The 16,233-nt window shown below is 59.2% G+C and carries 16 protein-coding genes; 8 read left to right on the plus strand and 8 right to left on the minus strand.

The annotated features are described in order from the left end of the window. Window positions 1-10: 10 nt before the first annotated feature. The 4 genes from tig to clpX all read left to right on the plus strand — a co-directional run bounded on the left by tig (window position 11) and on the right by clpX (window position 4,885). On the plus strand, window positions 11-1,612 hold the full coding sequence (gene tig, locus ACZ5YV_RS03690; protein WP_464788626.1) for a trigger factor: 1,602 nt from the start codon (window positions 11-13) through the stop codon (window positions 1,610-1,612). 169 nt (window positions 1,613-1,781) lie between these two features. Further along, window positions 1,782-2,759, plus strand: coding sequence for a glycosyltransferase family 2 protein (locus tag ACZ5YV_RS03695; protein WP_464788627.1), 978 nt, complete (start codon window positions 1,782-1,784; stop codon window positions 2,757-2,759). Window positions 2,760-2,848: 89 nt separating this feature from the next. Beyond that, window positions 2,849-3,484 (plus strand): ATP-dependent Clp endopeptidase proteolytic subunit ClpP, encoded by a 636-nt coding sequence (clpP, locus tag ACZ5YV_RS03700; RefSeq protein WP_449473060.1) that lies wholly within the window; start codon window positions 2,849-2,851, stop codon window positions 3,482-3,484. Between the two features lie 132 nt (window positions 3,485-3,616). Continuing rightward, on the plus strand, window positions 3,617-4,885 hold the full coding sequence (gene clpX / locus ACZ5YV_RS03705) for an ATP-dependent Clp protease ATP-binding subunit ClpX (protein ID WP_066523548.1): 1,269 nt from the start codon (window positions 3,617-3,619) through the stop codon (window positions 4,883-4,885). A gap of 172 nt (window positions 4,886-5,057) precedes the next feature. Here clpX and ACZ5YV_RS03710 read toward each other — a convergent pair whose 3' ends face one another. The 4 genes from ACZ5YV_RS03710 to ACZ5YV_RS03725 all read right to left on the minus strand — a co-directional run bounded on the left by ACZ5YV_RS03710 (window position 5,058) and on the right by ACZ5YV_RS03725 (window position 8,556). Beyond that, entirely contained in the window at window positions 5,058-5,588 is a 531-nt protein-coding gene (locus ACZ5YV_RS03710; protein WP_464788628.1) for a hypothetical protein, read from the minus strand. Window positions 5,589-5,776: 188 nt separating this feature from the next. Next, window positions 5,777-6,475, minus strand: a complete 699-nt coding sequence (gene mtgA / locus ACZ5YV_RS03715; protein WP_464788629.1) for a monofunctional biosynthetic peptidoglycan transglycosylase — start codon at window positions 6,473-6,475, stop codon at window positions 5,777-5,779. A 141-nt stretch (window positions 6,476-6,616) separates the two neighbouring features. Continuing rightward, window positions 6,617-7,528 carry an RNA polymerase sigma factor RpoH gene (gene rpoH / locus ACZ5YV_RS03720; protein WP_196225951.1) on the minus strand — a complete coding sequence of 304 codons (912 nt, stop codon included), beginning with the start codon at window positions 7,526-7,528 and terminating at the stop codon, window positions 6,617-6,619. A 77-nt stretch (window positions 7,529-7,605) separates the two neighbouring features. After that, entirely contained in the window at window positions 7,606-8,556 is a 951-nt protein-coding gene (locus ACZ5YV_RS03725; RefSeq protein WP_464788630.1) for an RluA family pseudouridine synthase, read from the minus strand. Window positions 8,557-8,573: 17 nt separating this feature from the next. Here ACZ5YV_RS03725 and ACZ5YV_RS03730 point away from each other — a divergent pair, with 17 nt between their 5' ends. Together ACZ5YV_RS03730 and ACZ5YV_RS03735 are read left to right on the plus strand one after the other, a co-directional pair. Further along, a complete protein-coding gene (locus ACZ5YV_RS03730; RefSeq protein ID WP_464788631.1) occupies window positions 8,574-8,975 on the plus strand; it encodes a M67 family metallopeptidase in 402 nt (133 codons plus the stop codon). 91 nt (window positions 8,976-9,066) lie between these two features. Further along, window positions 9,067-9,711 (plus strand): histidine phosphotransferase family protein, encoded by a 645-nt coding sequence (locus ACZ5YV_RS03735; protein ID WP_464788632.1) that lies wholly within the window; start codon window positions 9,067-9,069, stop codon window positions 9,709-9,711. Between the two features lie 26 nt (window positions 9,712-9,737). Here the strand turns inward: ACZ5YV_RS03735 and ACZ5YV_RS03740 are convergent, their stop codons facing one another. The 4 genes from ACZ5YV_RS03740 to map all read right to left on the minus strand — a co-directional run bounded on the left by ACZ5YV_RS03740 (window position 9,738) and on the right by map (window position 13,697). Then, the gene (locus ACZ5YV_RS03740) at window positions 9,738-10,646 is read right to left on the minus strand and encodes an FkbM family methyltransferase (protein WP_464788633.1); all 909 of its coding nucleotides are present in this window, start codon (window positions 10,644-10,646) and stop codon (window positions 9,738-9,740) included. A 131-nt stretch (window positions 10,647-10,777) separates the two neighbouring features. Continuing rightward, entirely contained in the window at window positions 10,778-12,190 is a 1,413-nt protein-coding gene (glnA, locus tag ACZ5YV_RS03745) for a type I glutamate--ammonia ligase (RefSeq protein ID WP_464788634.1), read from the minus strand. Between the two features lie 103 nt (window positions 12,191-12,293). After that, window positions 12,294-12,632 carry a P-II family nitrogen regulator gene (locus ACZ5YV_RS03750; RefSeq protein WP_196225956.1) on the minus strand — a complete coding sequence of 113 codons (339 nt, stop codon included), beginning with the start codon at window positions 12,630-12,632 and terminating at the stop codon, window positions 12,294-12,296. 234 nt (window positions 12,633-12,866) lie between these two features. Further along, a complete protein-coding gene (map, locus tag ACZ5YV_RS03755) occupies window positions 12,867-13,697 on the minus strand; it encodes a type I methionyl aminopeptidase (protein ID WP_464788635.1) in 831 nt (276 codons plus the stop codon). A gap of 90 nt (window positions 13,698-13,787) precedes the next feature. Between map and ACZ5YV_RS03760 the strand changes: the two genes are divergently transcribed. Together ACZ5YV_RS03760 and ACZ5YV_RS03765 are read left to right on the plus strand one after the other, a co-directional pair. After that, the gene (locus ACZ5YV_RS03760) at window positions 13,788-14,549 is read left to right on the plus strand and encodes a competence/damage-inducible protein A (protein ID WP_464788636.1); all 762 of its coding nucleotides are present in this window, start codon (window positions 13,788-13,790) and stop codon (window positions 14,547-14,549) included. 269 nt (window positions 14,550-14,818) lie between these two features. Beyond that, the gene (locus ACZ5YV_RS03765; protein WP_464788637.1) at window positions 14,819-16,162 is read left to right on the plus strand and encodes a UDP-glucose dehydrogenase family protein; all 1,344 of its coding nucleotides are present in this window, start codon (window positions 14,819-14,821) and stop codon (window positions 16,160-16,162) included. The last annotated feature ends 71 nt before the right edge of the window (window positions 16,163-16,233 follow it).

Raw genomic sequence — 16,233 nt, forward strand, 5'->3', positions numbered from 1 at the left:
GAGAGAAGAGATGCAGACTGTCGAGACGTTGAACGAGGGCCTGAAGCGCGCCTACACCGTGACCATCACGTCGAAGGACATCGACGCCCGCGTGGAAAAGGAAGTGGCGGCGATCGCACCGCAGGTTCGTATGCCCGGCTTCCGCCCCGGCAAGGTGCCTGCCAACCTCGTCAAGAAAATGCATGGTGAATCGCTGCAGCGCGACGCCCTTAACAATTCGATCCAGGAAGGCATTCAAAAGCTGATCGCGGACAACAAGCTGCGTCCGGCGATGCAGCCTTCCGTGGAGCTGGACGAAGGCTTTGAATTCGGCAAGGACGCCGAGGTTAAGGTCGCGCTGGAAGTGCTTCCTGAAATCGCCGCGCCGAGCATCGAAGGTCTGAAGCTGGAGCGTCTGACCATCGAAGTCGCTGATTCGCAGGTTGATGAAGCCGCTGGCCGCATCGCGACCCAGCAGGGCGCGCTGGAAGAGCATGCCGCTTCGCACAAGGCGAAGGACGGCGACACGCTGACCATCGATTTCGTCGGCAAGATCGACGGCGAACCCTTCGAAGGTGGTTCGGCCGAAGATGTGAAGCTCAAGATCGGCTCTGGCCAGTTCATCCCCGGCTTCGAAGAACAGCTGACCGGCGTCAAGAAGGGCGACGAGAAGACCATCACCGTCCCCTTCCCGGAGGATTATGGCGCGGCCCATCTCGCCGGCAAGGAAGCCACTTTCGACATCACGGTCAAGGCGATCCTGAACGCCGACAAGCCCAAGCTCGACGATGATTTCGCCAAGTCGCTGGGTCTGGAAGGTCTCGACAAGCTCAAGGAGCTGCTGAAGGGCCAGATCGAGCAGGAACATAATGTCCTCACCCGCACCCACATGAAGCGCAAGCTGCTCGATCAGCTTGCCGCTGCCCATGATTTCGATGTGCCGCCGAGCATGGTGGAAGCCGAGTTCGAACAGATCTGGGCGCAGCTTCAGCACGAAGCCAGCCATGAGGCGGACCCGGAAGCTGCTCTCAAGGAAATGGAAGCTGAGAAGGAAGACTATCGCGCGATCGCTGTTCGCCGCGTGCGCCTTGGCCTCCTTCTGTCCGAAATTGGTCAGGCAAATGGCGTGGCGGTTTCCGATCAGGAAATGAACCGCCTGATCATGCAGGCCGCTCAGCAGTACGGCCCGCAGGATCGTGAGCGGTTCGTCCAATATGTCCGCCAGGACCCGATGGCAGCCGCCCAGCTTCGCGCGCCGCTTTATGAAGATAAGGTCGTAGACTTCCTGTTCGGCAAGGCCGAAGTCACGGATCGCGCCGTCAGCCGCGAAGAACTGGAAGCAGCGATCGAGGCCGAAGATGGCGACCTGAAGCCGCACGTCCATGGTCCGGGTTGTGGCCATGATCATCATGATCATGACGAAAAGCCCAAGGCGAAGAAGGCTGCTCCCAAGAAGAAGGCTGCGGACGCTGACGAAGCCGCACCTGCGACCGAAGAAGCTCCGGCGAAAAAGGCTCCGGCCAAGAAGGCTGCCGCCAAGAAGGACGAGGCCGTGGCTGAAGAAGCTGTCGCTGAGGAAAAGCCCAAGGCCAAGAAGGCTCCGGCCAAGAAGGCTGCTGCCAAGGCTGAATAAGGATTGGGGTTGCCCGGCTGGCTGATGTGCGCCGGGCCACTATCAAAACATGAAAAGCGTCCGTCTCCAGATGGAAGACGGGCGCTTTTCATTTAGCATTCGGCATGGCAGACGAAATGTTAATCCCGGCACGTCATGCCGCGATAAGTTCGGGTGAGGTTTGGGGCAGATGAAGGAATTTCCGGCAGTGGTAAGCGGGCAGGGGGCGGCAGGTCCGCGCATTGCCGTAATCCTGCCCTGCTATAATGAAGCGGGCGCGATCGTGAAGACGGTGCAGGATTTCCGCCGCGCACTGCCCGCCGCCGACATCTACGTCTTCGATAATAACAGCAGCGACGGCAGCGCTGAACTCGCCGCCGGAGCGGACGCGATCGTTCGCCGGGTGACGCAGCAGGGCAAGGGCCATGTCGTGCGCCGCATGTTCGCCGATGTGGATGCTGACATCTACGTCATGGCCGACGGTGATGCGACCTATGATGCCGCCGCCGCGCCCCGTCTCGTCGCCGCCATGTTGGAAGATAATCTCGACATGGTCGTCGGCGCGCGTAAGAGCGAGGTGGAAGAAGCCTATCGCCGTGGCCATCGCTTCGGAAATTGGGCGCTCACCAGCCTGCTCAAGCAACTTTTCGGTCGCAGCTTCACCGATATTTTGTCGGGCTATCGCGTCTTTTCCCGCCGCTTCGTCAAGAGCTTCCCTGTCCTGTCCGCAGGTTTCGAAATCGAAACGGAAATCAGCGTTCATGCGCTGGAACTGGCGATGCCCGTTTCCGAAGTCATGACTGTCTATGGCGCTCGGCCGGAAGGTTCGGTCAGCAAGCTCTCCACCTATCGCGACGGGTGGCGTATCTTGCGAACGATTTTCACGCTCTACCGGATCGAAAAGCCGATCCTCTTCTTCGGCATCATTGCCGCGCTGCTGGCGGCAATCGGGGTCATTCTGGCCACCCCGTTGATCCTCACCTATCTCAATACCGGGCTTGTGCCACGCTTTCCGACCGCCATCCTCGTCACGGGGCTCATGATACTCGCTACCCTATCGGGCATGTGTGGGCTGATCCTCGACACCGTGGTGCGCGGACGCCGGGAAGTGCGGCGCCTTGCTTATTTGACCTTCCGTGCTCCTTCCGATTTCGAACCACGCCGCTGAACTCGCGGCCGGCGATCACAGTACCCCTTGAACCCGCCCGCTTTTGTGCCGATGTAGAGAGCGGGCAAAAATCACCCTGAAAGAGCAAAATGACCAATATCATGTCTGATCCCATGGCCGCGCTTGTTCCTATCGTCATCGAACAATCCAATCGCGGCGAACGCAGTTTTGACATTTTCTCCCGCCTGCTGCGTGAACGGATCATCTTCGTGACCGGTCAGGTTGAGGATCATATGGCCTCGCTCATCGTCGCTCAGCTCCTGTTCCTCGAGTCGGAAAATCCGAAGAAGGATATCTGGATGTACATCAATTCCCCCGGCGGCGTGGTGACGGCGGGCATGGCGATCCATGACACGATGAAATATATCCGCCCCCAGGTCGGCACCGTCTGCATCGGTCAGGCAGCATCCATGGGCAGCTTCTTGTTGGCAGCAGGTGAGCCGGGCAAGCGCATCGCGCTTTCCAACGCACGGATCATGGTGCATCAGCCGTCCGGCGGCGCCCAGGGCATGGCTTCGGACATCGAAATCCAGGCGAAGGAAATCCTCCGGATTCGCCGCCGTCTCAATGACCTGTATGTGCAATACACCGGCAAGTCGCTGGACGAAGTTGAGCGCGCGATGGACCGCGATACCTTCCTTGAGGCCGATGAGGCCAAGGCGTTCGGGCTGGTGGACGAGGTATTTGATCGCCGTCCAGCCGCACCCGAAACGACTGACAGCTAACATGGATCTTAATCGCGCGCGCCGTTTTCTCCCCTTGTGAAATCGGCGTGACGCGGTCTAGGATGATCCTAGGACCAGAATATCCCTCGCCGTCGCGGCTTTTCGCTTGGGGCAGGGAGGAAAGATTGGCGAATGACTAAGCTTACAGGCTCCGATTCCAAAAGCACGCTTTACTGCTCCTTCTGCGGCAAGTCGCAGCATGAGGTTCGTAAGCTGATCGCGGGGCCGACCGTCTTCATCTGCGACGAGTGCGTGGAACTGTGCAACGACATCATCCGCGAGGAGACCAAGGGCGGTCTCGTCGGCAAGAAGGATGGCGGCGTGCCGACCCCGCAGGAAATCTGCGATGTGCTGGACGATTATGTGATCGGCCAGAATCGGGCAAAGCGTGTCCTGTCCGTCGCCGTCCACAATCATTACAAGCGCCTGAATCACGGCACCAAGCCGGGTGAGGTAGAACTCGCCAAGTCGAACATCCTGCTGGTCGGCCCCACCGGCTGCGGCAAGACGTTGCTCGCCCAGACGCTGGCCAAGACATTCGACGTGCCCTTCACCATGGCCGATGCCACGACCCTGACCGAGGCGGGCTATGTCGGTGAGGATGTTGAAAACATCATCCTCAAGCTGCTCCAGGCGTCCGACTATAATGTCGAAAAGGCGCAGCGCGGCATCGTCTACATCGACGAAATCGACAAGATCAGCCGCAAGGCTGAAAATCCCTCAATCACCCGCGACGTGTCAGGCGAGGGCGTGCAGCAGGCGCTGCTGAAGCTAATGGAAGGCACCACTGCTTCGGTTCCTCCGCAGGGTGGCCGCAAGCATCCGCAGCAGGAATTCCTTCAGGTCGACACGACCAACATCCTGTTCATCTGCGGCGGCGCCTTTGCTGGGCTGGAGCGGATCATTGGCGACCGTCTGGAAGCCAAGTCTATCGGCTTCGGCGCACATGTTGCGGCGCCCGAAGAGCGCAAGACCGGCGAACTGCTGCGTCAGTCTGAGCCGGAAGATCTGCTGAAATTTGGCCTTATTCCCGAATTTGTTGGCCGTCTCCCGGTGATCGCGACCCTCGAAGATCTCGACGTGACCGCATTGGTCAAGATTCTGGTCGAACCGAAGAACGCGCTGGTGAAGCAATATGGCAAGCTGTTCGACATGGAAAATGTCGAACTGAGCTTCACCGACGATGCACTTACGGCGATCGCCAAGAAGGCGATCGAACGGAAGACCGGCGCACGCGGTTTGCGGTCGATTCTGGAATCGATCCTGCTCGACACGATGTTCGATCTTCCGTCGATGGAAGGCGTGGGCGAAGTCGTCGTCGATAAGGATGTCGTGGCTGGAACCAAGGAACCGATCCGGGTCTTCAGCGAAAAGGACAAACGCGCCGAAGACGCTGCCTGATCGCGGGGTTCTCTTAAGCATTCAAAAGCCTCGCTGGATTATTCCAGCGGGGCTTTTTTGGTGGTGGGAAGCAGGGCGGCTTTCGACCAGTTGTGGTCGTCATCGGTATTGCCATGATCGCCGCAAAGGAGACATTGTTGAGAGAATTTCTGTTCGTGAGCGTGCAGGCCGTCTACTTGCTCACGTCGCCTAATCTATCTTGCCCGGTATAGAGAGGATAGGTTCGGATGGCTTGGGCTACTTTTGCGGTCGACCCTTTAAGAGGAAATAGGTTGATCCCCATTTGCTCGCCGAACCACCGGTTCTCAAACCGGAGATACCGTTCGCGCTCGGTTACGCCCAGCATCAGATAGTTGGCTTTCCCAACACGCTGAACTTTCGCAGATGTGACAGCAGCCCAAGGTAATATGCTTTCATCGGGTTCCCAAAGATGCACGCCTCGTTCGTCCAGCAGGACCAGTGGCTGCTTTCGGCTCTTTAACCTCCGATACAGGTCCACGATTCCTTTTCCGGATACAACCGCTCCTAATACCGGGAGTGCCGCATAGGCCGATTGCCATCCGCCTTCAAGTAGAACCGGTAAAAAAGCAGAAAATAGGAAAATGGAGCATAACAGCGCTAAGGGGAAAAGAACTATTAACAGTGAAAGCATCTGAAGGAACATCGCATGGCTCCTGCCGAAGGCGATAGTAGGCGCAGCCATTTCGTGTTCTATCGACGTATCTGACATATGCTGTGTTCTCAATCCATGTCCGCAACCTGCGGGTCGCACCGAAGACAGAAATTAATAGCCTCGCTACCGGTACGGTGACAACATGACTGAATGGTAGAAATCGGGCTATAACCTCTGCAAGCCGCCTTTCCGCTTTCCACCCAAGCACGACGCTTCATTCACCGAACGCAACTATCCAGACCATCCCGCTGCACCACGCCAATCCGGCTCGTGATGCTGTTGCCATAGCGCCGGGTAAAGCCTTGCGGCGCAATCGCGCCCCTTTTCTTGGGCAATGGCAGTACGGCAGCAAGACGCGCCGCTTCCGCGCGCGTCAGCTTGCCGGCCCCATGGTGGAAATAGCGGATGGCACCGGCCTGCACGCCATAAGTCCCAATCCCCGTCTCCGCGACGTTCAGATACACCTCCATGATCCGCCGCTTGCCCCAAAGCGCCTCGATCAAGACAGTAAACCATGCTTCAAACCCCTTGCGGATAAAGCCGCCACCCTGGAACAGGAACACGTTCTTCGCAGTCTGCTGGCTGATAGTTGATCCGCCGCGAATCCTGCCGCCACTGGCATTGTGGCGGAGGGCTTGCGCGATCGCGACCGCGTCGAAACCATGATGACTGCAAAAGCGGCTGTCTTCGCCTGCGATGGCCGCGCGTGCCATGTCCGGATCAATATCGTCCAGACCCACCCAATCTTTGGTGATGCCATTCGGATCGGCCAGCATCGTCAACGTCACGGGGGGCGGTACGAAGCGATAGAGCAGCACCAACAGCAATGAGAGAGCGACAAAGCCGCCCAATATCCGGATGACGAAGCCGGCCCAACGGAAGCGGCGGCGAGACGAAGCGGCGATGGTGGCACTCATTTGCCCGTTCGTAACGCGGTTCGTCCAGCATTCAAGGTGGCATGCACCACCAAGCCAATCCGCCATAAATCGGTCGCTGCTAACAGTCGCCAAAAAAAAGCCCCGGATCACTCCGGGGCTTTTATCTCATTGTAATGAGCGTCAGGCCAGCGCCAACCGCATCTTGCCCAGCCTGTCGCCAGCAATCCGCATCATGGCCTTTTGCAGCTTCTCAAAGGCACGCACCTCGATCTGGCGGACACGCTCGCGCGAGACGCCATAAACCTGGCTCAGTTCCTCCAGCGTCTTGGGCTCTTCGGCCAGACGCCGTTCGGCAAGGATATGCTTTTCACGATCGTTCAGATCATCCATCGCCTCGACCAGCATATCGTGGCGCAGCGTCTTTTCCTGCTCATCCGCGACCAGCTCGTCCTGCAACGGGTCGGTGTCGGCGAGCCAATCCTGCCATTGCCCTTCGCCGTCCTCGCGCATTGGCACGTTGAGCGATGTGTCGCCGCCCATCGCCATGCGACGGTTCATGGAGACCACGTCTTCCTCGGTCACGCCCAGGTCGGTAGCGATCTTCTTGACGTCGTCGGGATGCAGGTCGCCATCCTCGAACGCTTCGATATTGTTCTTCATCCGGCGAAGGTTGAAGAACAGCTTCTTTTGCGCTGCGGTGGTGCCCATCTTCACGAGCGACCAACTGCGAAGAATGAATTCCTGGATTGACGCGCGAATCCACCACATGGCGTAAGTAGCCAGGCGGAAACCGCGTTCCGGCTCAAACTTCTTCACGCCCTGCATCAGGCCGATATTGCCTTCGCTGATCAGTTCGCTGACCGGCAGGCCATAGCCGCGGTAACCCATGGCGATCTTCGCCACCAGACGCAGGTGGGACGTCACGAGTTGCGCCGCCGCCTCCGGATCCTGATGTTCCGCGTAACGCTTGGCGAGCATATATTCCTGCTCAGGCGTCAGCAGCGGAAACTTGCGGATTTCCGACAGATAGCGGTTGAGGCTGGCTTCACCGCCCAGCGCTGGAACCGCGGGGACATTGCTTTTTGCAGCCATGTCGCTTCACCTTTCCCTTTCGTGCGCGGCGGGACCCAGAAGAGGCGTCCGATGCGCCGTCGCAAACTTGTCAAAACTTATACGTGGAGCTCGCTTAACAGTTCCTGCATGTCGGCAGGCAGTGCACTGTCAAAGCTGAGTTTTTGCCCCGTCACCGGATGTATGAACCCCAGCTGTTTCGCGTGCAATGCCTGCCTTCTGAAACGCATCGTTTCCAGTATCGTTTTGAAACCTTTTCTCTCTCTACTGTAAACCGGATCGCCGATCAAGGGATGACCCAGATGCGCCATATGAACGCGCACCTGATGGGTTCGTCCAGTTTCCAGCCTGCATTCCACCAATGCGGCGCCGGTCAGGCGTTCGATCGTGCGATAATGGGTGACAGCATGCTTGCCACGTCCTTCGCGATGAACCGCCATTTTCTTGCGATCCGAATCCGATCTTCCGATCCATGTGTCGATCGTTCCGGCCGCTGGTTGGGGATGCCCGTAGACGATCGCCGCATATAGCCGGTCGATGCTGTGGGCCTTGAATTGCTGTGCCAGCCCTTCATGCGCCCGGTCGGACTTCGCGACGACCAGCAGCCCGGACGTATCCTTGTCGATCCGATGAACGATACCCGGACGAGCGACGCCGCCGATGCCGGATAATTGCCCGCGACAATGATGCAGCAGGGCATTCACCAGCGTCCCGTCCAGATTGCCCGCCGCCGGATGGACCACCAGACCCGCTGGCTTATCGACGACGATCAGGTCGGCATCCTCATGCACGATGGTCAGCGGAATATCCTGGGCGATCGCCTCGGCATCAGTGGGCGCTGGAATGCTGATCGTAAAAGTCTGACCATCGGCCACCTTCACCGACGGGCTCAGCGTTCGTCCCGCGAGAGTTACTTGACCATCGACGATCAGGCTCTTCAATCGTTCGCGTGAAAGTTCCGGAACCAGTTCGGCAAGCGCCTTGTCCAGGCGAAGGCCATGCTGCGCTTCGCCTATCGTCGTCTCGATGATAGAATCCCCCGAACCCATTGGTTAAGCATGTAAGAATGATGGTCCGCATTTCAAGATTGCTGCTGGAACAGATCATGTCCCACGCGGCCAGCAGCTCTGACGAAGTCTGCGGGTTGCTGCTGGGGCATTCCGGCCGCATCGCGGAAGCGCGTCCGGCAGAAAATGTCGCGATTGATCCAGCACGGCATTTCGAACTCGATCCCGTGGCTCTCCTCGCTGCTCACAAGGCCGCCAGGGCTGGTGGACCAGCCGTGATGGGGCATTACCACTCGCACCCCAGTGGTCGCCCTGAACCATCCGCCACGGATGCGGCCTGCGCGGCCCCCGACGGCAGCCTGTGGCTTATCATAGGTCGTGGGGAAGCGCGGCTTTGGATCGCGAGCATGGGGCGGTCGGAAAAGGTGACATTTTCCGAAGCAATGCTCGACATCATGTGAGGCAAAGGCGGCAGGCCGGGGTTGCATCATCTGGCCCGGCAGCGCATTAGCCTGTCATTCCTTTCAGTTATTTCCGGCGGCAGAACCCTTCATGACCAACCCGACCGACAGCATCGAATTTGCCAGCTTGCTTTGTTCGCGCCTGTGCCATGATCTGTTGAGCCCGGTCGGCGCCCTGAACAACGGTCTGGAGCTGATGGCGGATGAAACCGACCCGGAAATGCGCCAGCGCTGCCTCGATCTTCTGGCCGACAGCGCGAAAACTTCGGCCAACAAGCTGAAATTCTTCCGGCTTGCCTTCGGATCGGCAGGCGGTTTCGGCGACGCTGTGCCCACGCATGAAGCCCGGGTGGCGATTGAGGGCATGTTCGCGGCGGGCCGGGTCAAGATTGGCTGGCTTGTCGATGACGACATGCTGGACAAGCTGCCGGTCAAGGTGTTGCTGAACCTCGCCCTCATCGCGGGCGACGCGCTGGTGCGCGGTGGCCAACTGGACATCGGCGCTGAAAAGCGGCCTGGCGTTACTGAAATCGTGGTCCGTGCCGAAGGTCCCAAGCTGGTGCTGGACCCCGATCTTCGCGCCGCTCTCGCAGGAACGCTCCCGGAAGACAGTCTTGCGTCCCGCACAGCGGCCGCGTGGATGATCCGCAGCCTGGTGACGAGCGCGGGAGGGGAGGTCGCGCTATCCCCTGCCGGAGAGCCCGTGCTGCTCTTCGGCGCGTCTATCCCTGGGTGAAGTTGTCCTGATGGGGCGCTTTCCCCTCAGGTCATGATGCTCCACGACTGTTCTTCTGGTATGAAGAAGCGGTTCGGCCCTTGGTCCGCATCCGGGCCGAAGGGCCTCAGGCGATTGTCGAACGCTTTGTAACCCGCTGCCGCCATTAGCTGCATCACAGCGTCTTCCTGATTGGTCACTTCCACCATCAATTTGGGCCGGTCGCGAGCCAGGCATTCGGTCATGCCGCTCAAAGCCATCAGTTCCGCTCCCTCGATATCGATTTTCAGGAAGTCGGGCTTTATCATTCTTGACGCAACGAAGCTGTCGATGGTGGTCACATTCACTTGCATCTGGTTGTAATGCTGGTTCGAAAAGGCGTTCTGATTATTCCTTTCCAGATTTTCATAATCCTGGAGCAGGGACGAGTTCTGACCCGACAGATTTTCGACGTAGAAGGACGCCTGTCCCACCGTATCCCCGACAGCTTCCGGGACGATTTCCACCTGGGGGAATGACGCCACGTTGGCGGTCAGATAGCGGAGATTGTCGCGGCTGGGCTCAAAGACGAAGACCTTGCCCTCAGGGCCGGTCAACTTCGCCAGGTAGATGCTGATATATCCGATGTGGGCGCCAGCTTCGATCGCCGTGTCACCGGGCTGGATGAGCCGCGCAAGGCTGGACATCACACCGCTTTCTCGTCCGCGGCCGTGATACCAGTAGCCGCGGTGACGAAACAGATTGAGGCGCAGTTTCGCGCCATCGACCCAATGATGAGAGATGCTTATATCTCGGGACGCGAGCCGCGGCAGGATCGCGAAAGCCGCACGCCGCAAGAAGCGATGGCGATGCAGGCCCATGGATCTAAGTGTGGGGATACCCGCCGATGGTTGCATGTTGGTCACGGTCTGCCTCCATTTTGGGTACGGTGATATCCCACATGGACGGCGCGGCAATCATCAATGAAGGCTTACTCATCATGGCTATCAGGTTGCGCAAAATGTTTCTGATTTCGTTGGCCCTACCCAAAGAAAAAGCCCGGCCACTTGCGTGACCGAGCTTCTTTCTTGACGGCAACCCGAAAAAATCAGGAGCTGTAGTACATGTCGAATTCGACCGGCGAAGGAGCCATTTCCCAGCGGTACACTTCGGGCCACTTCAGCTCGATATAGGCTTCGATCTGGTCCTTGGTGAACACGTCACCCTTCAGCAGGAACTCATAGTCCGCTTCCAGGCTGTTCAGTGCTTCACGCAGCGAACCGCAAACGGTCGGCACCTGGCTCAGTTCTTCCGGCGGCAGATCATAGAGGTTCTTGTCCATCGCGGAACCCGGATGGATCTTGTTCTCTATGCCGTCGAGGCCAGCCATCAGCAGCGCGGCGTAGCACAGATAGGGGTTGGCCATCGCGTCGGGGAAGCGGAACTCGACGCGCTTCGCCTTCGAACCCGCACCATAGGGGATGCGGCAGGACGCCGAACGGTTACGCGCTGAATAGGCCAGCAGAACCGGCGCTTCGAAGCCCGGCACCAGACGCTTGTAGCTGTTGGTGGTCGGGTTGGTGAAGGCGTTCAGCGCCTTGGCGTGCTTGATGACGCCGCCGATGAAGTAGAGGCACATATCGCTGAGCCCCGCATAGCCCTCGCCAGCGAAGAGCGGCTTACCGCTGTCCCAGATCGACATGTGGGTGTGCATGCCCGAACCATTGTCCGCAGCGATCGGCTTCGGCATGAAGGTCGCGGTCTTGCCATAGGCCTGGGCGACCATCTGCACGACATACTTATAGATCTGCATGCGGTCGGCGGTCTGCACCAGCGTGCCGAAGGTCAGGCCGAGTTCGTGCTGGGCAGCGGCCACTTCATGGTGGTGCTTGTCGCAGGGCAGGCCCATTTCGAGCATGGTGGTGACCATCTCGGCGCGGATGTCGGTGGCCGGATCGACCGGAGCGACAGGGAAATAGCCACCCTTGGCGCGCGGACGGTGGGCAAGGTTGCCACCTTCATATTCACGGCCGGTGTTGGTCGGCAGTTCGATGTCGTCGATCTTATAGAAGGATTCGTTATAGTCGTTGTTGAAGCGGACATCGTCGAACATGAAGAATTCGGCTTCGGGACCCACATAGACGGTGTCGCCGAAACCAGCCGACTTGACGAAGGCTTCTGCGCGCTTGGCGGTCGAACGCGGGTCACGGGCATAGAGTTCGCCAGTGTCGGGCTCGACGATGTCGCAGAACAGGATCAGCATCGGGGTCGCGCTGAAGGGATCGACATAGACCGCGTCCAGGTCGGGCTTCAGGATCATGTCCGACTCGTTGATCGCCTTCCAGCCTTCGATCGACGAACCGTCGAACATCAGGCCTTCGTTCAGCTCATCTTCGCCCAGCACGGAAGACACCATGGTCAGGTGCTGCCACTTGCCCTTGGGATCGGTGAAGCGCAGATCGACCCACTCGATCTCCTTTTCTTCGATCATCTTCAGGATGTCTTTTGGCGTGTTGGCCATGTGCGCTTGCCCTTCTTTCATGATTGCCCCCCCGAAGGGGTAGTGGATGTTGCAGTTCGTCAGCTCCTTTACGAAGCTGACGCGAAATCAAAATTGATGGAGATCAGATAGCGTCGCTGTCCCGCTCGCCGGTGCGGATGCGAACCGCGCCTTCGATCGCCGAGATGAAAATTTTGCCATCGCCGATCCGCCCGGTTTGCGCGGCGGCGGAGATCGCCTCCACCACGCGGTCTGCCAAGGCGTCGTCCACGACCACCTCCAGCTTCACCTTGGGCAGGAAGTCGACAACATATTCAGCGCCACGATACAGTTCGGTATGGCCCTTCTGACGGCCAAAGCCCTTGGCCTCCGTAACCGTGATGCCGGACACGCCCACTTCGTGCAGCGCTTCCTTCACCTCGTCGAGCTTGAACGGCTTGATGATCGCCTCGATCTTTTTCATCACTCTAATCCCAACTCAAACGCGCGCGCGATGACGAAGTGATCTTCGCCCTCATCATTTAAAAGCGACGATCTTCATGCCCCCGAGACATGCGCCGTGCCTTTCAACAATCAATTACCGTGCCAAACGGCGAATCGCTACGCCACGCTTTCGGCGATGCCGCAATCTTTGTCCATATTGCCTGATTTCAGAGCAATATTGTCCCACCGTGCCTGATTTTTAGGCAGTGTTTTTTCAGCTCAGATAAGGCGGTGCGTCGAGGCCCGCCGGGCTCTTCGTGAAAATCTCGCAGCCATTTTCGGTAATCCCGATGCTATGTTCGAACTGCGCCGACAGCGTGCGATCGCGCGTGACGGCGGTCCATCCGTCTTCCAGCATCTTCACGCCGGGCTTTCCGATGTTGATCATAGGTTCGATGGTGAAGAACATGCCGGGGCGCAGTTCCGGCCCAGCGCCCGGTCGGCCGATATGGACGACTTCGGGACTGTCGTGAAAAACGCGGCCCAAGCCATGGCCGCAAAAATCGCGGACCACGCCATAGCGATGCTTTTCGGCGTGCTTCTGAATAGCATGGCCGATGTCGCCCAGATGGTTGCCGGGCTTTGCCTGTTCTATGCCCAGCATCAGACATTCATAGGTCACTTCGATCAGCCGCCGTGCCTTGATGCTGGTTTCGCCGACTATGAACATCCGGCTCGTATCGCCATGCCACCCATCGACCAGCGGCGTCACGTCGATATTCAGGATATCGCCATCCTTCAGCTTCATGTCGCCGGGGATGCCATGGCAAATGACATTGTTGAGCGAGATGCAGCAGCTATGCGTATAGCCACGATAGCCAAGGGTGGCGGGCACGCCGCCCCCGTCCAGCGTCATGCGCCGGACGATGTCGTCCAGTTCGCCGGTGGTTACGCCCGGCACCACATGCGGCACCAGCGCATCCAGGATTTCGGCAGCTAGCCGTCCCGCCTTGCGCATGCCTTCGAAACCAGCGGCGTCATACAATTTGATCGCGGTCGATCGCGAAATCGGCGCATCGGCCGTCATCGTCATATATTCGGTCATGTCCCGGTTATAGGCGGTGCAGCAGGATATTGCGAGGCCCCGATCGCGTCGGGCTAGGCAGCCGACGCGTCAAACGCTATGGCCAGCCTCATGCCCGTAACCGAACGTATCTGGACCGCCGCGCTGATCGTGATCGGAGACGAGATTCTGTCCGGCCGAACCCAGGACAAAAATATCGCGCAGATCGCGTCCTGGCTGAATGTACAGGGGATCAGGCTGCGGGAAGTACGCGTGATCGCGGACGACAGCGACTCCATCGTCGAAGCGGTAAATGCGCTTCGGGTGCGCCACGACTATCTGTTCACCACCGGAGGCATCGGGCCGACGCACGACGATATCACGGTCGATGCGATTGCCCGCGCCCTTGATGTCGATGTCGAAATTCATCCGCAGGCCCGCGCCATGCTCCAGGGCTATTATGAAACACGGGGCGGGCTGACCGACGCGCGGTTGCGCATGGCCAGGGTGCCCGCCGGGTCCGACCTTATCGAAAACCGGATGTCAGGCGCGCCTGGCATTCGACATGGCAATATCTTCATCATGGCGGGCGTGCCGCATATCACGGCTGGCATGCTCGACATGCTGACCGGCACGTTGGAGGGCGGCCAACCCCTGCTGTCGGCGCAGATTGGCTGCTGGGTCGCGGAAAGCGAAATAGCCGACCTTCTCGCCGTGACGGAGCGTACGCATGAAGGCTGTCAGATCGGCAGCTATCCCTTTTTCCGGGATGGCCGGACGGGGGCAAACTTCGTCATCCGCTCAACTCGGGCCGCAGTGCTGGAGCAGTGCACTGCCGATTTGAGCGCTCGACTGGAGCAAGGCGGCTGGCCGGTCGTCGCTGGCGGCATCTGACACGGTTTCCTACCAGCAACCGGCTGGTTCCACGCCCATATGTGTCTGCTTAGCGGCAGGTTGCGTTGCATCAACTCGGTGCGAGACGCTATGCTGCGCTGCATCAATAGCTGGCTGGTTCCAGCTTTTGGACGTCAGGCTTTACGCTTGGGCATCCGATCCATGGCGAAAGGCTAAGCCCATCAGTCCCGCGCTCGCGGGATCGGCTTTTTGCGCCTTTTTCTCCGGATCGCTGCGCAAGGGGAGCCGCTTGTTAAGGAGAATAGGTGATGCGGATCGTGATGACCGGATCGGGCTATGTTGGGCTGGTTTCGGGCGCATGCCTTGCCGACTTTGGGCATGATGTCGTCTGCGTGGACAAGGACGTTGCGAAAATTGAGGTGCTGCGCGACGGCGGCGTACCGATTTACGAGCCGGGCCTCGCCGACCTGATCGCGCGCAATGTGAAGGGTGGGCGCCTCACCTTTACCACGGATCTGGCCGCTGCTGTGGCAGAGGCGGACGTCGTGTTCATTGCGGTCGGAACGCCTGCCCGCCGAGGCGATGGCCACGCTGATCTCAGTTACGTCTATGATGCTGCCCGGGAAATCGCGTCATCACTGCGCGGCTTTACGGTCGTTGTCACCAAATCGACTGTTCCCGTCGGAACAGGGGACGAGGTTGACCGCATTATCCGCGAAGCCAACCCTGCCGCGGAATTTGCCGTTGCCTCCAACCCCGAATTTCTGCGCGAAGGCGCGGCGATCCAGGATTTCAAGCGTCCTGACCGCATCGTCATCGGCATCGAGGATGATCGCGCCCGCCCCGTGATGGAGGAGGTGTATCGCCCGCTCTATCTGAACCAGGCACCGATTCAATTCACCGGCAGACGCACCAGCGAACTCATCAAATATGCGGCCAATGCCTTCCTCGCGATGAAGATCACCTACATCAATGAAATCGCGGAACTGTGCGAACATGTCGGCGCGGACGTTCAGCAGGTTGCGCGCGGCATCGGCCTCGATAACCGCATCGGCAGCAAGTTCCTCCATGCGGGTCCCGGCTATGGCGGCTCCTGCTTCCCCAAGGATACGCTGGCGCTGGTGAAGACCGCCGAAGACGCGGGCGCGCCGATCCGCCTGATCGAAACAACCGTTGCAATCAACGAAAGCCGCAAGCGCGCCATGGCCCGCAAAGTGGTCGCTGTGTGCAACGGCTCCGTTCGCGGCAAGACGATCGGCGTGCTGGGCCTGACCTTCAAGCCGAATACCGACGACATGCGGGACGCGCCTTCGCTCTCCATCATACAGGCGTTGCAGGATGCGGGTGCCCAGGTCCGCGCCTATGATCCGGAAGGAATGGAGGCCGCTCGATCGATGCTGCGCGGCGTCGATTTCTGCGCCAATCCCTATGAGGCCGCCCAAGGCGCTGCGGCCGTCGTGATCGTCACCGAATGGGACGCGCTCCGTGCGCTCGACCTGCCGCGCCTGCGATCCGTGATGAGCGGCGAGGGCCTTGTCGATCTTCGCAACATCTACCGGGCCGCCGACGCGGAAGCGGCGGGGTTCTCCTATGTCAGCGTAGGCCGGGGCGCAGAACCGGAGCCCGAAACGCTCATCCAGGCAGCGGAATAAAACCTAGCTGTATCGGCTCATCGCAAAAGCTCCGGCTTTGCGATGAGCCGTGCTTGACCGGAAGTTTTTGT

This window comes from Sphingobium sp. TomTYG46 (assembly GCF_055396345.1).